Origin of the sequence: Bradyrhizobium sp. CIAT3101, from assembly GCF_029714945.1 — a bacterium.
In the GTDB taxonomy this organism is placed as follows: domain Bacteria; phylum Pseudomonadota; class Alphaproteobacteria; order Rhizobiales; family Xanthobacteraceae; genus Bradyrhizobium.
The window spans coordinates 19695-42466 of record NZ_CP121634.1 but is presented as its reverse complement, the minus strand read 5'-3'; the positions used below and the strand labels follow the sequence as shown (position 1 = coordinate 42466).

Here is a 22772-nt window from a genome sequence, read left to right as displayed (position 1 = left end):
CGAAAAATAACATAAGCCATTGAAAAAATGGAGGAAATGGGCTATACTAAGTCGTGTTTGTCGAGGTTTAGGTATGGCGAATGTGTACGATGTCGCTGCTTACATTCTTGAGCAGCGCGGTCCGCTGACAGCCATGAAGCTCCAAAAGTTGGTTTACTACTCCCAAGCGTGGTCAATCGTTTGGGACGATGATGCCCTATTTCAGGAAGAGATCGAGGCTTGGAAAAATGGTCCCGTCGTTAAGGAGCTTTGGGAGGCCCATCGTGGCCGATTTCGAGTTGAGACAATTGCTCAAGGAAATTCCGGCGCACTGAATAGCGATCAAAAGGACACGATCGATAAAGTGTTGGACTTCTACGGCAATGAAAGCGCCCAATGGTTGAGTGATCTCACTCATCTAGAAGATCCTTGGAAGAACGCTTCGGCGCGCGGCCCCAATAGCACTATTACGAAGGAAGCTTTGGCCGAATATTACAGCAGTATTGAGCCCCCCAGTGAGCAAGAAGGGTGATGCGAGAATTGCGCGAGTGCTCGAAGCAGAGCTGAGGCAACAAGAAAAGTCTGCGCGTCTCGTCGAGCGAGTAAGGGCCGAACTCCCTCAGCACAAGGTCGTCCGTTTAGGGGCAGACCCAAATTCGATATACCAAATGAAGATGGATTGGTCCGCTAGTGGCGCGGACATATTCGGTGATTGGAGTTGGGGTCCTCGCGCATGGACCCCACAGGCGTGGTCGGAGGTTATCGTTCCGAAATTAGTAAGTTTCAGGACGATGCTTTGGCGGGAGATTGAGGCTGCAATCACCGATTCTGGCCACCACATGCATCACTCAATGGCGATCGAAGTGATTTGCGATGAGTGCCAGACGAGATTGCTCGAGTTAAACAAGGTTGATGGCGACATTTACCGATTTCGACTCGGAAATCGACGTAGGCTCTGGGGCTTCCGCATCACTCACGTCTTCGAAATACTTTGGTTCGACCCGGAGCATAACGTATATCCGGTCGACCCAGAGTGAGAGCTTTGAGCGACCTCTGCGGAGTTTCGCGATTAGCCGGCGGTTAGATGCTCGGTTCAAGCGTATCGCATTCAGAATGCTGGCAAAAAGCTACCCCGTCAGGGCGTCGGCTGCGACCCGCCGGACCAGCTCAGGCAATTGATGCATGTCCGAGAAGGTCAGGTCGGCACCGGCCTGGCGCAGGGTCTCGGCATGGCCGGCCCCGCAATGGCTGCCACCGTAAAAGCCGAATACTTTCATTCCGGCCGCGCGCGCGCCGGCGATGCCGGCAAGGCTGTCCTCGATCACGACACAGCGCTCGGGCGACACGCCCATTTCCTTCGCAGCAAACAGGAACAGGTCCGGTGCGGGCTTGCCGTTTGTCACTTGCGAGGACGAGAAGATGTTCGGCGCGAGGCGTTCATAGAGCCCCGTGCTTCCGAGGCTCACTTGCATGCGCGGATGCGTGCCGCTCGAGGCAACGCAGACACGTTGCGTCACGACGTCGAGCACGTCGTGGATGCCGCGGATCGCTTCGAGGTCGGCTTCGAATGCGCGAAACAGCTCGTCCTGCAACTCGTCGTGATAGGCCTCGGGCAGCTTGCGGCCGAGCTCGGTCTCGATCTCGAGATTGGCCTGTTTCGTGGCGCGGCCGAGGAAGCGCGCGGACACTTGCTCCGCCGTGATCGGATAGCCGTGCCGGGTCAGCACATTCGCATGCGCGCGACAGGAGATCACCTCGCTGTCCACGAGCACGCCGTCGCAATCGAAGATGATGAGGTCTATCGCCACGAGACTTAAGACGTCGGCTTGTCGTCGTCGAGCGGGACGCAATAGAGCTCGAGCCGGTGATCGACCAGCTTGTAGCCGAGCTTGCGGGCGATCTCCGCCTGAAGCTTCTCGATCTCCTCGGAGGTGAACTCGATCACCTTGCCGTCGCGCAGATTGATGAGGTGGTCGTGATGGCTGTCGCGCATCGTCTCGTAGCGCGCGCGGCCCTCGCGGAAATCGTGACGCTCGATGATGCCGGCATCCTCGAACAATTTGACGGTGCGATAGACGGTCGAGATCGAGATCTTGTCGTCGACCGCGACACAGCGCCGGTACAATTCCTCGACATCGGGGTGATCGACCGCTTCGGCAAGCACGCGCGCGATGACGCGGCGCTGCTCGGTCATGCGCATGCCGGTGGCGGCACAGCGCGCCTCGATGCCGGTCGCCTTGGATGCGGAAGAAGGTTTAAGTCCAGTCATATTGTGTCCGCCTGAGGGGGCGCTTTCTGCCATCAATATTACGACAAGTCACGCCGCATCAGAAGTGCGTTCAATTGTTCCCCGTTGGCCTGCTTATAGTAGCGTTCGCGGCGCCCGACCACCACGAATCCGCCTCCGTCATAGAGCCGTCGTGCCGGCTGATTGTTCTCCTCGACCTCCAGAAATATCGTGCGCACGCCGCGCCCCGCGAGGTGCCCGAGATGGGTCATCAGCAGCGTGCGGGAAAGGCCGCGGCCGCGATGGGACTGGTCGACCGCGACCGAGAGGATTTCGGCTTCGTCCGCGCCGATCCGCGACACCGCAAAGCCGATCGTCTTGCGACCGAGCCGCAAGCGGTGGACGAGGGTGTTGCGCTCGGTGAGCATGGTCTCGAACTCGGTTTCGCCCCAGCCGTGCGCGAAGGAGGCGCCGTGGAGCTGTGCCAGCCGCGCCGCGTCGCGCGCCGACGCGGGTTCGACGGCGGCGGTGCCGCCGCGCCACCATTCCGAAAACCATCTTATCATGACGTTGCGGCTTGAGCTGCGAACAGCGGCTGGGCCGCCGGCTTTGCATCGGGTGCCTTCAGATAAAACGGTCGCGCCGGATTGGTGTCGGGATTTGCCGCAGCGCCGAGCCAGGCGACCCAGCTGATGTCAGGCGCGGGCTGCGCGTCGACCGAAACAGGTTGTGGCACATCCTGCGGCCAGCGCTCGGCGAGAATCCTTGCGGCATTGCCGACCAGATGCGGCGCGCCGAATTGCGAGGCTGCGATCGCCTCGTCGATGGAAGCGACGGCCGGCGGTACCAGCAGACTGCCGTCGCCGGCGACGATCTGGAAATAGACGTGATCATGCCGCGCATCGACTGCCGAAATCACCGGCACCACGCCGCTCTGGCCGACAATCGCGGCCGCATAGGCCGAGAGGGTCGTGAGGCCAACGGCCGGCCGCTTGGCCGCGAGCGCAAGACCGCGGGCCGCCGAAATGCCGACGCGCAAGCCGGTGAAGCTGCCGGGGCCGACCGTCACCGCGATGCGGTCGAGCGCCGTGAATGCGAGATCGGCCGACTGCATCACGCGCGCGATCATCGGCATCAGCGCCTCGGCATGGCCGCGCTTCATGAGCTGTTGCTCCTGCGCGAGGAACTCGCCGGCGTCGGTGTCGAGAACGGCGGCCGCGCACGCCTCCAGCGCGGTATCGATGGCAAGGATCAGCATCGAATCAGCTTAGTCGGTCCCGCCGCGGTCGAACCAGTCCAAGTTTGATTTCTCGACAGGCGCACGATCATCCCCGTAATTCTACGTGTACGGGAGCTGGCAGGATTTTCGCGCCCCATTTTTGATGCGGGTGCATCAATTTGCAACCTCCCGGATAGCTAAGTATTTGAAATATTGCCATTTTAATCAATCATTAGCAAACCGGTGACACCGTCAACGAGCGGGAGAGCGAGTCAACGACGACTCGGACGGGGCGTTTCGGCAGATCAAGCCGCGCCCGTTTCGGTCATTTGGAAAGGTTCATTTATGTCTTTTTGGCGAAGCGGTTCTTCGGCTAGGGAGGCTTTGGCGCAGGTCATTGCACTTGGGAAGTCGCAAGCGGTCATCGAATTCAATCTCGACGGCACCATCCTCACGGCCAACCAGAATTTCCTCGACGCGATGGGCTACCGGCTCGACGAGATCGCGGGCAAGCACCACGGCATGTTCGTCGTGCCGGAAGAGCGCGGCAGCCCGGCCTATCGGGAGTTCTGGGCCCGCCTCGGCCGCGGCGAATATCAGTCCGCCGAATACAAGCGGCTCGGCAAGGGCGGCCGCGAGATCTGGATCCAGGCGTCCTACAATCCGATCATCGACGAGGCCGGTAAGCCGGTGAAGGTCGTCAAGTTCGCCACCGACATCACCGCGCGCAAGTTTCGCAGCCTCGAGGATGCCGGAAAGATCTCCGCGATCGGCCGGGCTCAGGCCGTGATCGAGTTCAATCTCGACGGCACCATCATCACCGCCAACGACAATTTCCTGGATACCGTCGGCTACCGGCTCGAGGAGATCCAGGGCCAGCATCACAAGATGTTCGTGGCCGCGGGCGAGCGCGACAGCGCGGCCTATCGCGAGTTCTGGGCGAAGCTTGGCCGCGGCGAATTCCAGTCCGGCGAATACAAGCGTTTCGGCAAGGGCGGCAAGGAGGTCTGGATCCTCGCGTCCTACAATCCGATCCTCGATGACGCCGGCAAGCCGTTCAAGGTGGTGAAGTTTGCCACCGACGTCAGTGCGCAGAAGCTGTCGAACGCGAATTTCGCCGGCCAGATCGAGGCGATCGGCAAGTCGCAGGCCGTGATCGAGTTCGACATGGACGGCAAGGTTTTGACCGCGAACGAAAACTTCCTCGGCGCGCTCGGCTATGGGCTCTCCGAGATCGTCGGCAAGCATCACAGCATGTTCGTGGACTCCAGCGAGCGCGACAGCGACGCCTATCGCGCCTTCTGGGCCAGGCTGAACGCCGGCGAATTCCAGTCCGGCGAATATCAGCGCGTCGGCAAGGGCGGCCGGCAGGTCTGGATCCAGGCCTCCTACAATCCGATCCGCGATCTCAACGGCAAGCCGTTCAAGGTCGTGAAATACGCCTCCGACACGACCGCGCAGGTGATCGCGCGTAAGCGCAGCGAGAAGGTGCGCGACATGATGGAATCGGTCGCCGCCGGCGCCGAGGAGCTGAATGCTTCGGTACGCGAGATCGCCGAAGCGATGACGCGTTCGCGCGAGACCGCGTCGACCGCGGTTGATCGGGTCGAGGCGGCGGATCAGCAGGCGCAGCGGCTGACGCAGGCGGCGGAATCGATGAGCATGATCGTGCAACTGATCGGCAACATCACCGGCCAGATCAATCTGTTGGCGCTCAATGCGACGATCGAATCCGCGCGCGCGGGCGAGGCCGGTCGTGGCTTCGCGGTGGTCGCATCCGAGGTCAAGAACCTCGCCAATCAGGCCAAGCAGGCGGCTGACCGGATCGAGCAGGAGATCGGCAATCTCAACGGCATCTCGGTCGACGTCGTCGGGGCGCTGGATGCGATCAAGAGCGCGATCCAGGGCGTCAGCGAATATGTCTCGTCAACGGCCGCCGCCGTCGAGGAGCAGAGCACGGTCACCCAGGAAATGTCGGCGAGCATGCGCAAGGCGGCCGAGGAAGCCGCGAGCATCGGGCAAGCGGCGTAGCGAGATCTCGTAGGGTGGGCAAAGGCGCCCTTGCGCCGTGCCCACCATTCTTGATTGTCGGCGAAAGAAGGTGGGCACGCTTCGCTTTGCCCACCCTACCGCACTTCGCTTACATCGGCCGGACTTCAACCACGTCGGGCACAAAGTGCTTCAGCAGGTTCTGAATGCCGTGCTGGAGCGTCGCGGTCGATGACGGGCAGCCGGAGCAGGCGCCCTTCATGTTGAGATAGACGATACCGTCCTTGAAGCCGCGGAAGGTGATGTCGCCGCCGTCATTGGCGACCGCCGGACGCACGCGCGTCTCGATCAGGTCCTTGATCATGTCGACCGTCTCGGCGTCGGCCTCGTCGAAGAACTCGTCCTCGTCATCGAGATCGGCGTCGGCTTGTGCCGCGCCGTCGGCGAGCAGCGGTGCGCCGGACATGTAGTGTTCCATGATGGCGCCGAGGATCGCGGGCTTCAGCTGCTGCCATTCACCGTTCGCCTTGGTGACGGTGATGAAATCCGATCCGTAGAACACGCCGGCGACGCCGGGCACCTCGAACAGCTTTTCCGCGAGCGGCGAACGCGTGGCTGATTCGCGGCTCGCAAATTCCACCGGGCTGTCGGCTACGACGCGGCCGGGAATGAACTTCAGCGTGGCGGGATTGGGGGTGGCTTCGGTTTGAATGAACATGGTTTTCTCCAGACGTCGCCGGTTCAAGGCCGGCGCGTGGGCTATCCAGTAGCAGATGGCGACGCGGAACGCACGGTCAAGGGGGCGGACGATCGTTTCGCTGTTATTTCAGCGGGTTAGGTCCTCGCTTACCCTCCCCTGGAGGGGGAGGGTCGATCGCGCAAAGCGCGAGCGGGGTGGGGTGATCTCTCCACACGGGCACTGCTGGACGCGGAGAGACCGTCACCCCACCCCGTCTCTCATCTTCGCTGCGCTCAGATGCGAGCCGACCCTCCCCCTCCAGGGGAGGGTAAGAAAGAGGGCTACGCCAGCGAATCCACGCTTCCGTCGCTCAGCGCGCCGGAAATGATGGTCACCGGCACCGGGAACGTGCCGAGCGCATACGAGAGCAGCGCCACCCACGGTCCCGGCCCTTCCGCGCCCGGGCTGGCGGCGAGCACCAGCATGGCGATGTCAGGGTCTTCATCGATCACTGCGAGCAGCTGCTCCATCGCGGCGCCCTCGCGGATGAGCCGTTCCGGCGTGATCGCTGCAATGCCGTTGGCGCGGCCGGCGGCGCGGTCGAGCGCGGCTTCCGCCGCCTCATGCGCCTCGGCGCGCATGATGTCGGCGACCCCCAGCCATTGCTGGTTCTGGTCCTCGATCTCGATGATGCGCAGCATCACCACGCCGCCGCCGGCACGGATCGCCCAGCGGCTGGCGTAATAGACCGCGCGATCCCATTCGGCGGTGTCGTCGACGATGACGAGGCATTTGGGCTTGTGACCCGGCTCGAAGCAAAGTCGCTTGCTGGTCATGCCTATCCCGGAGTGTGCACGGAGCGCATGCTGCCACACTCGCTCACGCTTGGGGAGAGGCGAAGCGGCCCGCGCCGTGGCGCAGGCCCAAGTTCGCGATCGCAATCGTCAGCGACGGCGGATGAAGCCGACGATGTCCTTGGAGAGGTTCATGGTCTCCTCGGCAATCGCACGTGCCCGGTCGGAACCATCGTTCAGGATCGCATCGATATGGCCGGGGTCGGCGACGAGGCGCTTCATCTCGCCCGCGATCGGGGCGAGCTTCGTCACGCACAGCTCAGCCAGCGCGTTCTTGAAGCTGGAGAACTGGCCGCCGCCGAACTCGCGCAGCACGTCGGCCTTGGAGCGGTCGGAGAGCGCGGCGAAAATGCCGACGAGGTTGTCGGCTTCGGGGCGTGGCTCCAGGCCCTTCTCCTCGCTCGGCAGCGGCTCCGGATCGGTCTTCGCCTTGCGGATCTTCTGCGCGATGGTGTCGGCGTCGTCGGTCAAATTGATGCGCGAATTGTCTGAGGCGTCCGACTTCGACATCTTCTTGGTGCCGTCGCGCAAGCTCATCACGCGCGTCGCCGGCCCCGTGATGAAGGGTTCCGGCAGCGGGAAGAACAGGCCGTCATTGGCGCCCTGCGCGCGAATGGAATCGCCGAAGTCATTGTTGAACTTCTGCGCGATGTCGCGGGAGAGCTCGAGATGCTGCTTCTGGTCCTCGCCGACCGGCACGTGGGTGGCGCGGTAGAGCAGAATGTCGGCGGCCATCAGCACGGGATAGTCGAACAGCCCGACCGAGGCGTTCTCGCGATCCTTGCCGGCCTTCTCCTTGAACTGGGTCATGCGGCCGAGCCAGCCCATGCGCGCGACGCAGTTGAAGATCCAGGCGAGCTCGGCGTGGCCGGAGACCTGGCTCTGGTTGAACACGATGTGCTTCTTGGGATCGATGCCGCTCGCGATGAACGCTGCGGTCACCTCGCGGGTGTTGCGTGCGAGCTCGGCCGGGCCACCCCAGACGTCCACGCCTTGCGTGATCGCGTGCATGTCGACGACGCAATAAATGCAGTTGTGGGTTTCCTGCATCTTCACGAAGTTGACGATCGCGCCGAGGTAATTGCCGAGGTGCAGATTGCCCGTCGGCTGGACGCCCGAAAAAACCCGTTCAACAAATGGCATGGTCAGTTTTCCTGAGAAGTCGCCGGCCGTCGTTTCCAACAGCGGCGCTGCCCCGTCAAGGGCAATTCGAGGGCCTTGCGGTCAGGCGGGCCGTTTCAGGGCGTTAACCGCCTCGCGCAGGGCGACAACGCCGAGAAACTGCAGGAGCAGGGCGTAGACGGCGATGCCGGCGGTGATCTGCAGGCCCAGCGCGACGAAGCGGATCAGGCCGTGGGCCTCGACCGGCATCAGCCCTGTCGTCAGCCAGAGCAGGGCGCCCATGGCGGCGGCCGCAAGCACGATCCGCGGCAGCCGTTTTCGCGCGGCGGCGTCGACCGAGAAGCCGAACTCGCGCGTGCCTGTCCGAAGCAGCGAGAGCGCGCTGCTCCAGGCGCCCGCGGCGATGCTCGCGGCAATCCCGCTTGCGCCGAAGAAGTGGCCGAGCAGGACGGCGAGAGCGATTGCGACCACAAAACCCTTGGCGGTCGCGAGCAGCGGCGCCATCGTGTCGCTGCGGGCAAAGAAGGCCGGCGACTGCGCCTTGATCAGCACATGCGCGGGCAGGCCCAATGCCAGCCACATCAGTGCATGCGCAGTCGCGGTGCTGTCTTCCGCGCCGAACGCGCCGTGCTCGAACAACAGCCGCACGATCGGTTCGGCCAGCACCGCAAGGCCGAGCGTCGCGGGCAGGGCGAGCCCGGTCGCAAGCTCGAGCGCGCGCGATTCCGCATGGGCCACCGCGTCACGGTCGCCGCTGCCCACAGCGCGTGTCAGCTCCGGCACCAGCACCGTGCCCATGGCGACGCCGACGATGCCGAGCGGCAGCTCGATCAGGCGGTTGGCGAAATAGAGCCAGGACACGGCGGAGGGCGTCGCCGACGCGATGATCGCGCCGGCCACCATCAGCCATTGCGGGCCGGAACTTGCGATCATGCCGGGGACCGCCTTGGCGAAGAAGCCGCGCATCTCCCTGTCGAAGCTTGCGCGCAACGGTGTCGCGAGATGCGCACTCCGCTGCGACACCAGCATCAGGAGCTGCAGCAGGCCGGCAATGCCGACGGTCGCCGCCAGCATCCACGCAGCCGAGGACGCATCGGCGTGCCACAGCAGCAGCGCGGCGATTGTTGCGATCAGCGCGATGTTGAACAGCAGCGGCGAGAACGCCGTGAGCGCAAATCGCCCTTGCGCGTTCAGCAGCCCCATCAGCACCGTGACCGGGCCGGCGAAGGCGAGATAAGGCAGCATCAGCCGCGCATTCTGGACGGCAAGATCGAGCGTGGGGCTGCCGACGAAGCCCGGCGCGATGATCATGATGATCAGCGGCATCGCGACGGCAATGCCGATCGAGATCACGATCAAGGCCGCACTGACCGTGCCGAGCACGCGCCCCGCAAATGCGGAGGCGGCCGCTTCGCCATCGCGGTCGCGGACGCGCAGCCAGGCCGGGATCAGGGCCGCATTCAATGCCCCTTCGCTGAGCAGGCGTCGCACCACATTGACGAGCTGGAACGCGGCCAGGAAGGCGTCGGCCACGGCGCCGGTGCCGAGCAGCGCCGCGATCAGGGAATCACGGGCAAAGCCCAGCAGCCGCGAGGCCAGTGTTCCCGTCGAAACTGTCAGGAAGGAGCGGATCATCGGGTCGACATACCATAGCGTTTTCGAGCGAAGTGGTCCCGGTTCGCGTGAAGAAAACGCGTCAAAAGAAGCCTCTCGTTGCTTGCCCGTGGCGGCCCGGTCGTGATAGGCCGCGAGCCAGATTTCAGGCCGACAGGAAGCTGATTTCCCCGGCAATCGCAATCCGGCAAACAGGATCAAGGTGAATGGCTGACGTGAAATATGACGTTCTCGGCATCGGCAACGCGCTGTTCGACGTGCTGGTCCGGACCGATGAAGCCTTTTTGGTCAAGCACGGCATGGCCAAGGGCAGCATGTCCCTGATCGACGAGGCGCGCGCCGCCGCCATTTACAACGACATGGGCCCGGCGACGGAAGTCTCGGGCGGCTCGGCCGCCAACACCATCGTCGGCATCGGCAGCTTGGGCGCGCGTGCCGCTTATGTCGGCAAGGTCAAGGACGACCAGATCGGCAAGCTCTATGTCCACGACATCCGCGCCGCCGGCGTTGCCTTCAACACGCCGCCCGCGAAGGACGGCCCCGCCACCGGCTGCTCCTACATCCTGGTGACCGGCGACGGTGAGCGCACCATGAATACCTATCTCGGCGCCGCGCAGGATCTGTCGCCCGCCGATATCGATCCGGCCGAGATCGCGGCCGCCAAGATCGTCTATCTCGAAGGCTATCTCTGGGATCCGCCGGGCGCCAAGGAAGCCTTCCTGAAGGCCTCCAAGATCGCTCACGAGGCCGGCCGCAAGGTGGCACTGACCTTGTCGGACTCCTTCTGCGTCGGCCGCTATCGCGACGAGTTTCTGGGGCTGATGCGCAACGGCACGGCCGACATCGTGTTCGCCAACGAATCCGAGCTGCACTCGCTCTACGAGACCTCCGACTTCGACACCGCGCTCAAGCAGCTGCGCAACGACGTCAAGCTCGGCGTGGTCACCCGCAGCGAGAAGGGTTGCGTGGTGGTGACGCCGACCGACGCCGTCGCGGCACCGGCCTCCCCGATCAAGCAGCTGGTCGACACCACGGGCGCCGGCGACCTGTTCGCGGCCGGCTTCCTGTACGGCCTCTCGCGTGATCTGTCGCACAAGCAGTGCGGCGAGCTCGGTGCGCTCGCGGCCGCCGAAGTGATCCAGCACATCGGCGCGCGGCCGCAGGTGTCGTTGAAGGAATTGGCGCAGCAGCGCGGGCTGACGGTTTGAGGCGCTTACCCTCCCCTGGAGGGGGAGGGTCGATCGCGCGCAGCGCGAGCGGGGTGGGGTGATCTCTCCGCACGGAACACTGTTGGACGTGGAGAGACTGTCATCCCACCCCGTCACGCAATCTCGCTTCGCTCGATAGCGTGCCGACCCTCCCCCTCCAGGGGAGGGTGACAGCTTCACGCCGTCTTCGCCGCCTTCAGCCCCAGTCGCTGCTCGACCGCATCGCGCATCACGAATTTCTGGATCTTGCCGGTCACGGTCATCGGGAACTCGTCGACGAACTCGACGTAGCGCGGGATCTTGTTGTGCGCGATCTGGCCGTCGCAGAACGCGCGAACCTCCTCTGCCGTCAGCGTCTCGCCGGGCCTGACGCGGACCCAGGCGCAGAGCTCCTCGCCATAGCGCGTGTCGGCGACGCCGAAAATCTGCACGTCCTGGATCTTGGGGTGACGATACAGGAATTCCTCGATCTCGCGCGGATAGAGGTTCTCGCCGCCGCGGATCACCAGATCCTTGATGCGGCCGACGATATTGCAATAGCCCGCGTCGTCGATGGTGGCGAGATCGCCGGTGTGCATCCAGCCGTTGGCGTCGAGCACGTCGCCGGTCTTTTCCTTCTCCTCCCAATAGCCCAGCATGACGCTGTAGCCGCGGGTGCAGAGCTCGCCGCGTTCGCCGCGGCTGACGATCTTGCCTTCGAGATCGACGACCTTCACCTCGACATGCGGATGGATCCGCCCGACGGTGGACACGCGCCGCTCGAGCGGGTCGTCCGTCGCGCTCTGGAAGCTGACCGGGCTGGTCTCGGTCATGCCATACGCGATGGTGACCTCGCGCATGTTCATCTCGGTGTTGACGCGCTTCATCACCTCGATCGGACAGGGCGCGCCCGCCATGATGCCGGTGCGCAATGATTTCAGATTGAACGTCGCGAATTCGGGATGATCGAGTTCCGCGATGAACATGGTCGGCACACCGTAGAGCGCGGTGCATTTCTCCTGCTCGACCGCGCGCAGCGTCGCCAGCGGATCAAAGCCCTCGCCGGGATAGACCATGGTCGTGCCGAGCGTGACGGAGGCGAGATTGCCCATCACCATGCCGAAGCAATGATAGAGCGGCACGGGGATGCAGATCCGATCCTGCTCGGTCAGGCGCATCGCGCGCCCGGTGAAATAGCCGTTGTTGAGGATGTTGTGGTGCGTCAGCGTCACGCCCTTGGGCGAGCCCGTGGTGCCGCTGGTGAACTGGATGTTGACGGGATCGTCGAATTGAAGCGCCGCGCCGAGCACGGCAAGCTGCTCGCGATGCGCAGGCCCGCCCATGCGCGCGACGTTCTCGAAGGGGATCGTCCCGGGCGCAGAAGGGCCGCCGATCTGGATCACCATCCGCAGGGCCGGCAGCTGCGCCGCCTGCAGCTTCCCCGGCGTGGCGCTCGCCAGCTCCGGCAGCAGCGCGTTGAGCATCTCCATGTATTGGCTGGTCTTGAACGCGGTCGCGGTGACAATCGCGGCGCAGCCGACTTTCTTCAGCGCGAACTCCAGTTCGCTGAGCCGATAGGCGGGATTGATCGTCACCAGGATCAGGCCGGCCTTGGCCGCCGCAAACTGCGTCAGCGTCCATTCCGGCCGGTTCAGCGACCAGATGCCGATGCGCTCACCGCGTTCCAGGCCGAGCGCGAGAAAGCCCGCGGCAAGCGCGTCGACGCGTTCGGCGAATTCGCTCCAGGTCCATCGCACGCCGTGGCTGGGCGAGACCAATGCCTCCCGATTGCCCCAGCGCCGCACGGCGTGATCGAGGCTGCGACCGATGGTGTCGCCGAGCAGCGGCGTGTCCGAGATGCCGCAAACGTAGCTGTCGGCTTTGCCTGCAAGATCGTCCGCCAAGTTCGTCTCCTCGAAATTGTTGCCTCGTGCCTGAAGCCGATGGCTTTCGGCACGAGGTTATCCGTTGCCAGAGAGGCGCGCGATGCCGGGCGCCTCATACTATGGGGTTAGGCCGCCTTCTTGCCGCTGCCCGCATCGAGCCCGGCATAGACGCCACGCTCGAATCCGGCGAACGCCTGCAGGCATTTCGCGTCGGCAAACGGCAACAGCTGCATCAGGATCACGCCGGTGACGTCGCGCGCCGGGTCGATCCAGTAATAGGTGTTGGCAAGGCCGGCCCAGGCGAGGCTGCCGGCGCTGCGGCCCTCTGCGGTCTTGGCGGTGTTGATCATGAAGCTGAGGCCCCATTTCTTCACCTGATCCGGATAGAGATCGACGTCGTTGGTGTAGGGCGGCGCCGCCGTCGTCATCTTGGTCATCTTGAGATCGCCCATCTGGTTCTGTCCCATCATGGCGATCGTCTCTGATTTCAGCACCTGGTTGCCGTTGCCGCGGCCCTTGTTCAGGATCATCTGGGTGAACCTGATATAGTCGGCCGCAGTCGAATACAGGCCGCCGCCACCCATGTGGAATTCCGGGTTCTGCTCGAGCTCGAACGGGGTCGCGGCGAGCTGGCCGTCCTCGCCGCGCGCATGCATCCCGACCAGGCGCTTGCGCATATCGTCGGTGATCTTGAAGCCGGTGTCGCTCATGCCGAGCGGCGTAAACAGATTGTCGCGCAGATAAGCGTCGAGCCGCTTGCCGCTGACGGCTTCGACGGCCTTGCCGACGAAATCGATATTAGTGCCGTATTCCCAGCGCGTGCCGGGATCGGTCATGACAGGCGTCTTCAGCGCGGCATTCTGGCAGGTGGTGATCGCGGGGATGCCCTTCTTTTCAAGATAGACCGCGAGATCGCCGTTCCACATGTTGTAGGCGAAGCCGGCGGTGTGGGTCATCAGTTGGCGCAGCGTGATCGCGCTCTTCGCCGGCCGCAATTTTGGTTCGCCCTTGGCATCAAAGCCTTCCAGCACCTGCGGCTTGGCGAGATCGGGCAGCAGCGATCCGATCGGCGCATCGAGCGACAGCTTGCCCTGCTCGACCAGCTGCATCGCACCGGCTGATGTCACCGCCTTCGTCATCGAGGCGATCCAGAACACGCTATCCATCGTCATTGCATCGGGCTTGGACAGATCGCGCTTGCCGAACGCACCTTGATAGATCACGTCTTTGGCGCTGGCGGCGATCGCAACAACGCCGGGAATCTCCTTGGCGTCGCTTGTCTTGCGCAGAGTCTCATCGATCTGGGCTTTGCTTTGCATACGCATTTCCTCCGGTTTGATTATTGTTGGAAGCGATCGATTGTCCTCCTGCATCCGCTGAACGGCAAGCGTGGCCATATGCACCTTGCGGTCGCGATGTCGTGACTTGACGGTCCCGGCGTGGCGCGGGACGACTGATTTGCAACACGTCTTCACAATCTGCGGTGGATGGCCGCACTTCGCCGTGACCATGGATGGGCTGAGGCGATATGTTTCGAGTGTTTGATGCACTCGAAACATTTTGTGCGTTGCGGCGTTCGGAATTGGGCCCAGTGGGCGGCTGACGTTAAGACTTGAAACAAATTTGGCGGCCGCCTAGCCGGCTGCGAGGGGACTTGAGATGATTTCGACCTGGAGCGAATGGAAGCGCTATCCCCGTCCCGGACGGGGCGACAATCTCGAAGCGCCGATCTCGCCCGGCATTTACGAGGTCCGGATCGCTGGCACCGGTGCGCTCTATTCTTTCGGTGCGGTCGACAATCTGGCGCAGTCGCTGGCGCTGCTGCCGGTCGGCTCAAAGTCCTGGTTCGGTCGCCGCGACACCTCCGATGCGCCCGATCTCGAATATCGGACCTGTGCGACCTCCTCGAAGGCCGATGCCAAGGCCGCCGCCGAGCGCATGATCGGCCGGCGCGAGACCTATATGAGCGGCGCGGCGTAACGCGCCGATCTCAGCTTAATTCCGATCAGCTGTGCGTTGCGGGACGGTGCATTGTGCGCCGTCTGTCCCTATATTCCGGCCGATCCGATCGCCCCCAAATGATCGTCCGAGGAGCAACGCCATGACGCCGACCGCCGCCGCACGCGCCCAGCACGCCACCGCCACCCTGCGTGACCGGTTGAAGGACCCTTCGCTCCTGAAGGAGGCCTGCTACATCGACGGCGCCTGGGTCGGCACGCCGGTCTTTGCCGTGAACAATCCCGCGACCGGTGTCGAGATCGCAAAGGTCCCGCAGCTTGGCGCGGACGACACCACCAAGGCGGTCGAAGCCGCCCAGCGCGCTTTCCCGGCCTGGGCCAAGCACACAGCCAAGCAGCGCTCCAACATTTTGCGCAAATGGTTCGAGCTGATCACCGCCAACCGCGAGGACCTCGCGCTGATCCTGACCTCCGAGCAGGGCAAGCCGCTGACGGAGGCGCTCGGCGAGGTCGACATCGGCGCCGCCTATATCGAGTTCTTCGCCGAGGAAGCCCGCCGCGTCTATGGCGAGACGATTCCGTCGCAGCGGCCCGATGCGCGGCTGCTCGCGATCAAGCAGCCGATCGGCGTCTGCGGTGCCATCACCCCGTGGAACTTCCCGAACTCCATGATCACGCGCAAGGTCTCGCCGGCGCTCGCCGCGGGCTGCACCGTGGTGCTGAAGCCCGCCAACGAGACGCCGCTCTCGGCTTTGGCGCTGGCCGTGCTCGCCGAGAAGGCCGGCATCCCCAAGGGTGTGCTCAACATCATCACCGGTGACGCGCCGCCGATCGGCAAGGTGCTGTGCGAGCATCCGGCCGTGCGCTTCGTCGGCTTCACCGGTTCGACCGCGGTCGGCAAGATCCTCTACCAGCAGGCCTCCGTCGGCGTGAAGCGGCTCGGCCTCGAGCTCGGCGGCAACGCCCCGTTCGTGGTGTTCGACGACGCCGATATCGACGCGGCGGTCGAGGGCGCGATCGTCTCGAAATACCGCAACATGGGCCAGACCTGCGTCTGCGCCAATCGCATCTACGCCCAGGACAAGATCTACGACGAGTTCGTCAAGAAGCTGTCGGCGAAGGTCGCGGCGATGAAGATCGGCGACGGCACCGAGAGCGGCGTCACGCAGGGCCCGCTGATCAACATGAAGGCGATCGACAAGGTCGAGCGCCACATCGCCGATGCCGTCAAGCGCGGCGCCAAGGTCGTCACCGGCGGCAAGCGCAGCGAGCTCGGACGTTCCTTCTTCGAGCCGACCGTGCTGGCTGATGTGAAGCCTGACTCGCTGGTGTCGCAGGAGGAAACCTTCGGCCCGCTCGCGCCGGTGATCCGCTTCAAGGACGAAGCCGACGTCATCGCGATGTGCAACGCTTCGCCGTTCGGTCTGGCGTCCTACTTCTACTCCCGCGATCTCGGCCGCGTCTGGCGTGTCGCAGAAGCGCTGGAGTCGGGCATGGTCGGCGTCAACACCGGCCTGATCACGACCGAAGTCGCGCCCTTCGGCGGCGTCAAGGAAAGCGGCCTCGGCCGTGAAGGCTCGCGTCACGGCATGGAAGAATATGTCGAGATCAAATACGTGATGATGGCGGGGGTGTAAGGCCCGACTCTCCTTGGTTGTCCTGGCGAAAGCCAGGACCCATTACCCCAGGGAGTAGTTTGGCGAAGACACGTCGTTCGGTACGTCGACCGTTTGCAATCGATAGACCTCGCGGTATGGGTCCTGGCTTTCGCCAGGACGCCGCCGGGGCTCTACCGCCGCAGCACCGCGATCGTCCTGTTCGCAAACGTCAGCCGCTCCGCCATGACAGACACGAAATACGTCAGCAGCTTGTGGCTGAGCGCGGGGTCTTCTTCCCTGATCTCGTCAAACTGGTGCGTGTTGAGCACGTAGAGCACGCTGTCGACCTCGGCCTGGATCGTGGCGCTGCGCGGCGTGTGCGATACCAGGCCCATCTCGCCGATCGTTGTGTAGCGGCCGAGGCTGCGCACGCGCGTGGTGCGGTCGTCGTCGGCGGGGACCATAACGCCCACGCGTCCCTCGAGGATGAAGTGCATGGAATCGGCGGGGTCTCCGGCCTGCACGATGACCTCGCCGGCTTCGACCTCGATGCGCTGGCAGCGGCGGATCAGCTCGTCGGCGTCGTCCTCGCTGGCGAGGATGCTTGCGAACCAGTCGCGCAGGCTCGCTTCTTCCTGCGCCAGGCCCTGATGCTGCGAGATCAGTTCGTTCTCGCACCATTCCAGCGCGTGATCGAGTTCGGGAATGATGGTGACGCCGTCGCCGACGAAGTCGCTGGAGCGCAGCACCTTCTCGGCCGCCGCCGACAGATGCACCAGGATCAGCTCGACGCCGAGGTCGGCGGCGCTGCGCTTGATCTGCGCAAAGCTGTAGGCCGCGGAGGAATCGACGCCTGTGACGAGCTTGAAATCGAACAGCAGATAGCGGCATTCCGGACGCTCCTGGAGCAGCCGCTTGACGTGCTGATAGAGTCGGTTGGCGGAGCCGAAGAACAGATAGCTCTGCAGATTGAGCCCCTGGATCTTGCCGCCATGAGCCAGCAGCACCTCCTGGTCGTCGCGCGAGCGGTCGAGCGAGGAGCGATATTCGGAGCCGTCAAAACTGTACTTGATCGATTCGACCCGTGCCGCGCTGAAGGCGAAGGTCGCGCAGCCGATGATCACGCCGATCAAGATGCCCGGCACGAAACCCCAGGCCACGATGATGACGATGATGGCGACCAGCGACAGATATTCGAGCTTCGAAAGCCGCTTGCGCGACTCGATGATCCATTTGTGCAGCTGGTCGGCGCCGAGATAGAGCAGCAGGCCGCCGAGCACGAACTTTGGAATGAAGCCGAGCAGCTCGGGCGCGATCGCGAGCATCAGCAGCGATAGTGCCGAAGCGGTGAGGCCGGACAGCCGTCCACGGCCGCCGCTGGAGAAATTGAGGATCGATCGGCTGATCGAGCTGCAGCCGGTGTAGCCGCCGAGCACGCCGGTCAGGATGTTGGCGGCACCCGTGACGTTCAGCTCGCGCTCCAGATTGGCCTCGCGATGCACGGCGACCTCGATGCCGGTGGTGTTGAACAGCGTGCTCGATGCCGTGACGAAGATGACGGCGACGAGATTGCCGAGCAGGTCCGGCACGGCAAACCAGGGATATTGGGCGAGTTCGTCGGTGTGCCAGGGCAGCATGAACGCGGCTTGCGGCGGAGGCTGAAATGTCCAGCCCATGCTACGAGCCTCGTCGAGCGAAACACCCGAGATCCAGAACGCCAGGTGCGCCGTGATCACGCCGCCGACCAGGATGATCGGCAGACCGAACGGGTTCCGCGAGCGATGCCAGGTCAGGTAGAGCACCAATGCCATGGCGCAGGCGGCGCCGAGCTCCAGCAGCGTGGTGCCGTTGGCAAAGCGCGGCAATGTCGCGAGCTGCACCGGGTAATTGGTGATGACCCTGATCGCACCGAGGGCGATGAGAAGTCCGGTGGCGCCGAGGAAGCCGCCGACCACGGGATAAGGCACGTAACGGATGGCGCGGCCCATTCGTGTCAGGCCCAGCCCGCACAGCACGATGCCGGTGAGCACGGTCGACAGGCCGAGCGTGATCAGAACGGGCGAGAGCAGCGGCGCCGAAAGATTGGCCGATTCGATGTGCTCGACCAGCGAGGCCGCCAGAATTCCTGTGACCGCAGCCGTCGAGCTGTCGGGGGCGGCAATCGCAAAGGGAAGCGAGCTGCCGAGCCCGATTACGAGCGCAAGCACCGCCGAGCTGATGAAGGTCGCAGCGATGCCGTAGGACAAATAGGGTGAGAGCGGGCCGGCGAAGATCAGCAGCGAATAGGACAGCCCGAACGTGACGGTGAGGATGCTCGCAGCACCGCCACCCAGCATATCATTCAGCGCACGCTTGGCGGACGGGCTGACCCCGGTGACCGGATCGAAGTCAATTGCAGGATCTGTCACGCCGTGACACTCGCTCATGAAAATACCCGCCCGGAGAGGTAGACGAGTGCGAGCCTAGCGCAACAGGATTCTTGTAAATATGAAGTATCCGACAGTTCTGCGGCGCTCCGCGTGTGAACGGTCAGCCATATGGTTGATGTGAAAAACCGAAATCGCTCATCGGTGTCGTCCCGGCGAAGGCCGGGACCCATACCGCGGAATCTATCGGTTGCGGCGCGATCGAAGTACCGAACTCCAAGTCTTCGCCAAACCGCTCCCTGGGGTTATGGGTCCCGGCGTTCGCCGGGACGACGTTGGAGATGCATAGTGCCTCACTCGCAATGAAGAGTGAGACGCGCGAGCACAGAGCTAAATCTTCAGCTCCGTCCCCGTGACGCGCCGATACGCTTCCAGATACCGCTTGCTGGTCGCATCGACCACGCTCGCGGGCAGCGGCGGCGGCGGGGCGTCGCCGTTCCAGCGGCCGGCGCGGCGCTCGACGTCGAGATAGTCGCGCAAGGGCTGCTTGTCGAAGCTCGCCTGCGGCTGGCCGGGCTTGTAGGCATCGACGGCCCAGAAGCGTGAGCTGTCCGGCGTCATGACCTCGTCGATCAGGATAATGCGGCCGTCCTTGTCGCGGCCGAATTCGAACTTGGTGTCGGCGATGATGATGCCCTGCTCGCGCGCCAGCTCCTCGCCGAGCGTGTAGATCGCGCGCGTCATGCTCTCGAGCATATAGGCGACGTCGTCACCGACGACCGCGCGCATTTTTGCGATGGTGATGTTCTCGTCGTGGCCGGTCTCGGCCTTGGTCGCGGGGCTGAAGATCGAGGGCTCGAGCTTCTCGCTCTCGACGAGGCCGGCCTTCAGTTTCTCGCCCGCCAGCGTGCCGGAGCCGGCATATTCCTTCCAGGCCGAGCCCGAGAGATAACCGCGGATCACGCATTCGATCGGGAACACGGTGGTGCGGCGGGACAGCATGGCGCGGCCGAGGATTTCGGCGCGATGCGGCTTCAGTGCCGGCACGGCCGCGATGATCTCGTCGGTATCCGCGCTGATCATGTGATGCGGCACCACGCCTTCGAGCTTGTTGAACCAGAACGCGCTGATCTGGGTCAGCACTGCGCCTTTCATCGGGATGGTCTCGCCCATCACGACGTCGAAGGCGCTGATGCGGTCGGTGGTGAGGAGCAGCAGGCGGTCGTCGTCGACGGCGTAGATATCGCGAACCTTGCCGCGGCCGATCTTGGTCAGGGGCAGGTCGCTGGAGAGCATGGCGGTCATCGGCAGAGCTTTCAGGCAGAAGGCTTCAAGACAGGGCGTCCGGCCGCGTCTGATGGCGCGGCCGGAAGCCGGATTAGCCTATTCCTGCAGCGGAATGAACTCATGTTCCTGCGGAACCGCGGCGAAGCGGCCGGTTTTCCAGTCCTGCTTGGCCTGCTCGATCCGCTCCTTGCTGGAGGAGACGAAATTCCACCAGATGTGGCGCGGGCCCTCCAATGCATCGCCGCCGAGAAACATCATCCGCGTAGCCTTGAGCGCCTTCACGGTGATGCGGTCGCCGGGCCGGAAGATCAGGAGCCGCGGCCCTTCGTAGCGCTCGTTCGCGATCTCGACCTCGCCATCGACGACATAGATCGCACGCTCCTCATGGTCGGGGTCGAGCGGCACGGTCGCGCCGGCGACCGCAGTGACTTCGGTGTAGAACCAGGGCGAGACCATCTTCACTGGCGAGGCGATGCCGAAGGCGGATCCGGCGATCACGCGCGCGGTGAAATCGCGCTCGGAGATCATCGGCAGATCGCCCGCCGCATAATGCTGGAACGAGGGATCGATCTCTTCGGAGCCGGCCGGCAGCGCGATCCAGCTTTGCAAACCGAGCATCTGCTGGCCCGAGGCGCGCTGGGCATCCGGCGTGCGCTCGGAATGCGCGATGCCGCGGCCCGCGGTCATCAGATTCATCGCGCCCGGCGCGATCTCCTGCACGTTGCCCTCGCTGTCGCGATGCATGATCGACCCGTCGAACAGATAGGTGACGGTCGCAAGCCCGATATGCGGATGCGGCCGCACGTCCATGCCCTTGCCGGACACGAACTGCACCGGCCCGAAATGATCGAAGAAGATGAACGGCCCGACCATCTGCCGCTTGCCATGCGGCAGCGCGCGCCGCACCACGAATCCGTCGCCGAGATCGCGGGTGCGCGGCACGATGACGAGATCGAGCGCGTCGCAGGACATGGGATCGCCGAGCACGGGATCGTTGGAGGGTTGCCAGCTCATGGTGGACTCCTGTTTCTTGCTGGTATGATCGTAGCAGAACATCGATGGGAACGGGAGGAGACAGATGATTCCGCCGCTCAAGCCAGGCGCCAGGCTGCTCGAGGTCACCGGCCCCGAAATCGAGACGGAACGTCTTATCCTGCGTCCATGGCGCGCCAGCGACATCGCGCCCAACGCCGCGATGCTGAGCGACCCCGGCACGGCGCGGTTCATCGCGGCCGACGGCAATCCGGTCACCACCGCGATCGCCGGCTGGCGCAATGCAGCCGTGATCTCCGGACACTGGGCGCTCTACGGCTTCGGCATGTTCGTGGTCGAGGAGAAGTCGAGCGGCAACTATGTCGGCCGCGTCGGCCCGTGGTGTCCGCCGGGCTGGCCCGGTTTCGAGGTCGGCTGGGGCATTGCCAAGGAATTTCGCGGCAAGGGCTACGCGGTGGAGGCGGCCCGCGCGTCGATCGACTGGGCGTTCGACAGTTTTGAGGTCGGCGAGATCATGCACTGTATCGAAAGCGTGAATGCGCCGTCGCAGGCGGTGGCGCGCAGGCTGGGTGCGCGGAAGGATCGCGTGATCGATCTGTTCGGCAAGCCCGCCGACGCCTGGATCACGACGCGCGCCGCGTGGCGGCGAAATTGAATCGATCGCCGATCTGACTTAAGTTCGCGGCGCCGACGACCGGATCGATGGGATGCTGCTGACCAATCTCGACCTTGCCTTTCGCGCCGCCAGCGTCGCGCTGCTGCTGGTGCTGGCGGCGTCGCTACTCTCTGATTTTCGCAATGTGCTGGCTGCCCGCCTCGGTGCGGTCTTCGTGCTCAGCACGGTTGCGCATTCCGTGAGCTATTCGTTGGATGTCACGTCGCGGATCCCGCTCTGGCATGCACCGCTGATCGCGTTGTCGACCGGGACCATCGTGGTGTTCTGGCTGTTCACGCGCGCCCTGTTCGACGACGAGTTTCGCCTCCGCTGGTGGCACGGCTTGATCTGGGCGCTTGTGGCGGCCTTCAGCTTCGCAGGCTGCGTCTGGATTGCACCCAGCGGCCATGTGCGGTTCTCGGTGACTGTGGTCAATCTGATCGTGCTTGGTTTCATCGCCCTTGCGGTCGGGCAGATGATCGCCTCCTGGCCAACTGACCTGGTCGAGCGCCGCCGCCGCGTTCGTGTCTTCATCGTCTGCGCCATCGCGCTCTATGGCGGGCTGAACGCGGTGCTCCAGATCGCCGTCGCCGGCCACCACGTCGGTGCTGTCGCCGAAACCATCAATGCCGGTGTGCTCACCGGCACCGTCGCGGCGATCGTCTATGCCATGATGCGCGTTGACGGCGCGGATCTGTTTCCGGCAGCAGTGGCGCCCGCACCGCCGACTGTTTTCAGCCAGCCTGCGGCCGATGCTGCCGCCGACCAAAAGCTGATCGATGCGCTGATGCGTCTGATGGCGGACGAGCGCATCTACCGCCAGGAGAACATCACCATCGGCGTGCTGGCGGGCCGGTTGAAGATTCCGGAATACCGGTTGCGTCGGCTGATCAACCAGCGGCTCGGCTACCGCAACTTCAATGTGTTCCTGAACAACCACCGGATCGAGGAGGCCAAGGCCGCGCTCGCCGACCCCACCCAGGCCGAGGTTCCCGTCATCACCATCGCGATGGACGCCGGCTTCCAGTCGCTCGGCCCGTTCAACCGCGCCTTCAAGGCGGTCACGGGTGTGACCCCGACGGAATACCGGCGGCTCAAGGCCGATGCGGCTTAGATTTTTAAGCGCCTGAAATCACGTATGAATTTCGAAATCGACTAG

20 protein-coding genes are annotated in these 22772 nt (G+C 63.9%); 7 read left to right on the top strand and 13 right to left on the bottom strand.

The window, feature by feature from the left end; genetic code table 11:
- The first annotated feature begins 73 nt into the window (after positions 1-73).
- On the top strand, positions 74-511 hold the full coding sequence (locus QA645_RS00175) for a type II toxin-antitoxin system antitoxin SocA domain-containing protein (RefSeq protein WP_283047374.1): 438 nt from the start codon (positions 74-76) through the stop codon (positions 509-511).
- A gap of 595 nt (positions 512-1106) precedes the next feature.
- On the opposite strand, the gene QA645_RS00170 is transcribed toward QA645_RS00175, so the two are convergent.
- Genes QA645_RS00170 through tsaB form a run of 4 tightly spaced genes read right to left on the bottom strand, consistent with a single transcriptional unit; the run spans position 1107 to position 3464 of the window.
- Positions 1107-1787, bottom strand: coding sequence for an HAD family hydrolase (locus tag QA645_RS00170; protein WP_283047372.1), 681 nt, complete (start codon positions 1785-1787; stop codon positions 1107-1109).
- 5 nt (positions 1788-1792) lie between these two features.
- Positions 1793-2248, bottom strand: coding sequence for a Fur family transcriptional regulator (locus QA645_RS00165; RefSeq protein WP_057746941.1), 456 nt, complete (start codon positions 2246-2248; stop codon positions 1793-1795).
- A gap of 38 nt (positions 2249-2286) precedes the next feature.
- Positions 2287-2772, bottom strand: coding sequence for a ribosomal protein S18-alanine N-acetyltransferase (gene rimI / locus QA645_RS00160; protein WP_254191134.1), 486 nt, complete (start codon positions 2770-2772; stop codon positions 2287-2289).
- Positions 2769-3464, bottom strand: a complete 696-nt coding sequence (gene tsaB, locus QA645_RS00155) for a tRNA (adenosine(37)-N6)-threonylcarbamoyltransferase complex dimerization subunit type 1 TsaB (protein WP_283047369.1) — start codon at positions 3462-3464, stop codon at positions 2769-2771. Before tsaB ends, rimI begins: the two co-directional genes overlap by 4 nt.
- Positions 3465-3770: 306 nt before the next feature.
- Here tsaB and QA645_RS00150 point away from each other — a divergent pair, with 306 nt between their 5' ends.
- Complete coding sequence (locus QA645_RS00150) at positions 3771-5456, top strand: PAS domain-containing methyl-accepting chemotaxis protein (protein WP_283047367.1); 1686 nt, start codon at positions 3771-3773, stop codon at positions 5454-5456.
- Positions 5457-5565: 109 nt separating this feature from the next.
- Here the strand turns inward: QA645_RS00150 and QA645_RS00145 are convergent, their stop codons facing one another.
- The 4 genes from QA645_RS00145 to murJ form a co-directional block, all read right to left on the bottom strand.
- Positions 5566-6132: a NifU family protein gene (locus QA645_RS00145; RefSeq protein WP_283047365.1), complete on the bottom strand. Its 567-nt coding sequence runs from the start codon at positions 6130-6132 to the stop codon at positions 5566-5568.
- Positions 6133-6434: 302 nt separating this feature from the next.
- A complete protein-coding gene (locus tag QA645_RS00140; RefSeq protein ID WP_283047363.1) occupies positions 6435-6929 on the bottom strand; it encodes a universal stress protein in 495 nt (164 codons plus the stop codon).
- A gap of 108 nt (positions 6930-7037) precedes the next feature.
- Entirely contained in the window at positions 7038-8090 is a 1053-nt protein-coding gene (trpS, locus tag QA645_RS00135; RefSeq protein ID WP_254127115.1) for a tryptophan--tRNA ligase, read from the bottom strand.
- A gap of 81 nt (positions 8091-8171) precedes the next feature.
- Complete coding sequence (murJ, locus tag QA645_RS00130; RefSeq protein WP_283047361.1) at positions 8172-9704, bottom strand: murein biosynthesis integral membrane protein MurJ; 1533 nt, start codon at positions 9702-9704, stop codon at positions 8172-8174.
- A 185-nt stretch (positions 9705-9889) separates the two neighbouring features.
- Between murJ and QA645_RS00125 the strand changes: the two genes are divergently transcribed.
- Positions 9890-10891 carry an adenosine kinase gene (locus tag QA645_RS00125; protein ID WP_283047359.1) on the top strand — a complete coding sequence of 334 codons (1002 nt, stop codon included), beginning with the start codon at positions 9890-9892 and terminating at the stop codon, positions 10889-10891.
- A 176-nt stretch (positions 10892-11067) separates the two neighbouring features.
- Here the strand turns inward: QA645_RS00125 and QA645_RS00120 are convergent, their stop codons facing one another.
- Both QA645_RS00120 and QA645_RS00115 read right to left on the bottom strand, forming a co-directional pair.
- On the bottom strand, positions 11068-12774 hold the full coding sequence (locus QA645_RS00120; protein WP_283047357.1) for an AMP-binding protein: 1707 nt from the start codon (positions 12772-12774) through the stop codon (positions 11068-11070).
- A 107-nt stretch (positions 12775-12881) separates the two neighbouring features.
- Positions 12882-14075 (bottom strand): serine hydrolase domain-containing protein, encoded by a 1194-nt coding sequence (locus tag QA645_RS00115; RefSeq protein WP_283047354.1) that lies wholly within the window; start codon positions 14073-14075, stop codon positions 12882-12884.
- A gap of 340 nt (positions 14076-14415) precedes the next feature.
- Between QA645_RS00115 and QA645_RS00110 the strand changes: the two genes are divergently transcribed.
- Positions 14416-14736, top strand: coding sequence for a hypothetical protein (locus QA645_RS00110; protein ID WP_200470770.1), 321 nt, complete (start codon positions 14416-14418; stop codon positions 14734-14736).
- Positions 14737-14857: 121 nt separating this feature from the next.
- Positions 14858-16351, top strand: a complete 1494-nt coding sequence (locus QA645_RS00105; protein ID WP_254191127.1) for an NAD-dependent succinate-semialdehyde dehydrogenase — start codon at positions 14858-14860, stop codon at positions 16349-16351.
- 152 nt (positions 16352-16503) lie between these two features.
- On the opposite strand, the gene QA645_RS00100 is transcribed toward QA645_RS00105, so the two are convergent.
- From QA645_RS00100 to QA645_RS00090, 3 genes are all read right to left on the bottom strand, one after another.
- Positions 16504-18720 (bottom strand): SulP family inorganic anion transporter, encoded by a 2217-nt coding sequence (locus QA645_RS00100; RefSeq protein WP_283047347.1) that lies wholly within the window; start codon positions 18718-18720, stop codon positions 16504-16506.
- Positions 18721-19068: 348 nt separating this feature from the next.
- Positions 19069-19983: a phosphoribosylaminoimidazolesuccinocarboxamide synthase gene (locus tag QA645_RS00095; RefSeq protein ID WP_283047345.1), complete on the bottom strand. Its 915-nt coding sequence runs from the start codon at positions 19981-19983 to the stop codon at positions 19069-19071.
- 78 nt (positions 19984-20061) lie between these two features.
- On the bottom strand, positions 20062-20979 hold the full coding sequence (locus QA645_RS00090; protein ID WP_283047343.1) for a pirin family protein: 918 nt from the start codon (positions 20977-20979) through the stop codon (positions 20062-20064).
- 64 nt (positions 20980-21043) lie between these two features.
- Here QA645_RS00090 and QA645_RS00085 point away from each other — a divergent pair, with 64 nt between their 5' ends.
- The gene (locus QA645_RS00085; protein ID WP_283047341.1) at positions 21044-21613 is read left to right on the top strand and encodes a GNAT family N-acetyltransferase; all 570 of its coding nucleotides are present in this window, start codon (positions 21044-21046) and stop codon (positions 21611-21613) included.
- 52 nt (positions 21614-21665) lie between these two features.
- Complete coding sequence (locus tag QA645_RS00080; protein ID WP_283047339.1) at positions 21666-22727, top strand: helix-turn-helix domain-containing protein; 1062 nt, start codon at positions 21666-21668, stop codon at positions 22725-22727.
- Positions 22728-22772: the final 45 nt, after the last annotated feature.

Excerpts from the sequence above, each read along its gene's own strand:
- QA645_RS00175 (WP_283047374.1), top strand. The coding sequence starts at position 74 with ATGGCGAATGTGTACGATGTCGCTGCTTACATTCTTGAGCAGCGCGGT.
- QA645_RS00165 (WP_057746941.1), bottom strand. The coding sequence starts at position 2,248 with ATGACTGGACTTAAACCTTCTTCCGCATCCAAGGCGACCGGCATCGAG.
- rimI (WP_254191134.1), bottom strand. The coding sequence starts at position 2,772 with ATGATAAGATGGTTTTCGGAATGGTGGCGCGGCGGCACCGCCGCCGTC.
- tsaB (WP_283047369.1), bottom strand. The coding sequence starts at position 3,464 with ATGCTGATCCTTGCCATCGATACCGCGCTGGAGGCGTGCGCGGCCGCC.
- QA645_RS00150 (WP_283047367.1), top strand. The coding sequence starts at position 3,771 with ATGTCTTTTTGGCGAAGCGGTTCTTCGGCTAGGGAGGCTTTGGCGCAG.
- QA645_RS00145 (WP_283047365.1), bottom strand. The coding sequence starts at position 6,132 with ATGTTCATTCAAACCGAAGCCACCCCCAATCCCGCCACGCTGAAGTTC.
- QA645_RS00140 (WP_283047363.1), bottom strand. The coding sequence starts at position 6,929 with ATGACCAGCAAGCGACTTTGCTTCGAGCCGGGTCACAAGCCCAAATGC.
- trpS (WP_254127115.1), bottom strand. The coding sequence starts at position 8,090 with ATGCCATTTGTTGAACGGGTTTTTTCGGGCGTCCAGCCGACGGGCAAT.
- murJ (WP_283047361.1), bottom strand. The coding sequence starts at position 9,704 with ATGATCCGCTCCTTCCTGACAGTTTCGACGGGAACACTGGCCTCGCGG.
- QA645_RS00125 (WP_283047359.1), top strand. The coding sequence starts at position 9,890 with ATGGCTGACGTGAAATATGACGTTCTCGGCATCGGCAACGCGCTGTTC.
- QA645_RS00115 (WP_283047354.1), bottom strand. The coding sequence starts at position 14,075 with ATGCAAAGCAAAGCCCAGATCGATGAGACTCTGCGCAAGACAAGCGAC.
- QA645_RS00110 (WP_200470770.1), top strand. The coding sequence starts at position 14,416 with ATGATTTCGACCTGGAGCGAATGGAAGCGCTATCCCCGTCCCGGACGG.
- QA645_RS00105 (WP_254191127.1), top strand. The coding sequence starts at position 14,858 with ATGACGCCGACCGCCGCCGCACGCGCCCAGCACGCCACCGCCACCCTG.
- QA645_RS00095 (WP_283047345.1), bottom strand. The coding sequence starts at position 19,983 with ATGACCGCCATGCTCTCCAGCGACCTGCCCCTGACCAAGATCGGCCGC.
- QA645_RS00090 (WP_283047343.1), bottom strand. The coding sequence starts at position 20,979 with ATGAGCTGGCAACCCTCCAACGATCCCGTGCTCGGCGATCCCATGTCC.
- QA645_RS00085 (WP_283047341.1), top strand. The coding sequence starts at position 21,044 with ATGATTCCGCCGCTCAAGCCAGGCGCCAGGCTGCTCGAGGTCACCGGC.
- QA645_RS00080 (WP_283047339.1), top strand. The coding sequence starts at position 21,666 with ATGCTGCTGACCAATCTCGACCTTGCCTTTCGCGCCGCCAGCGTCGCG.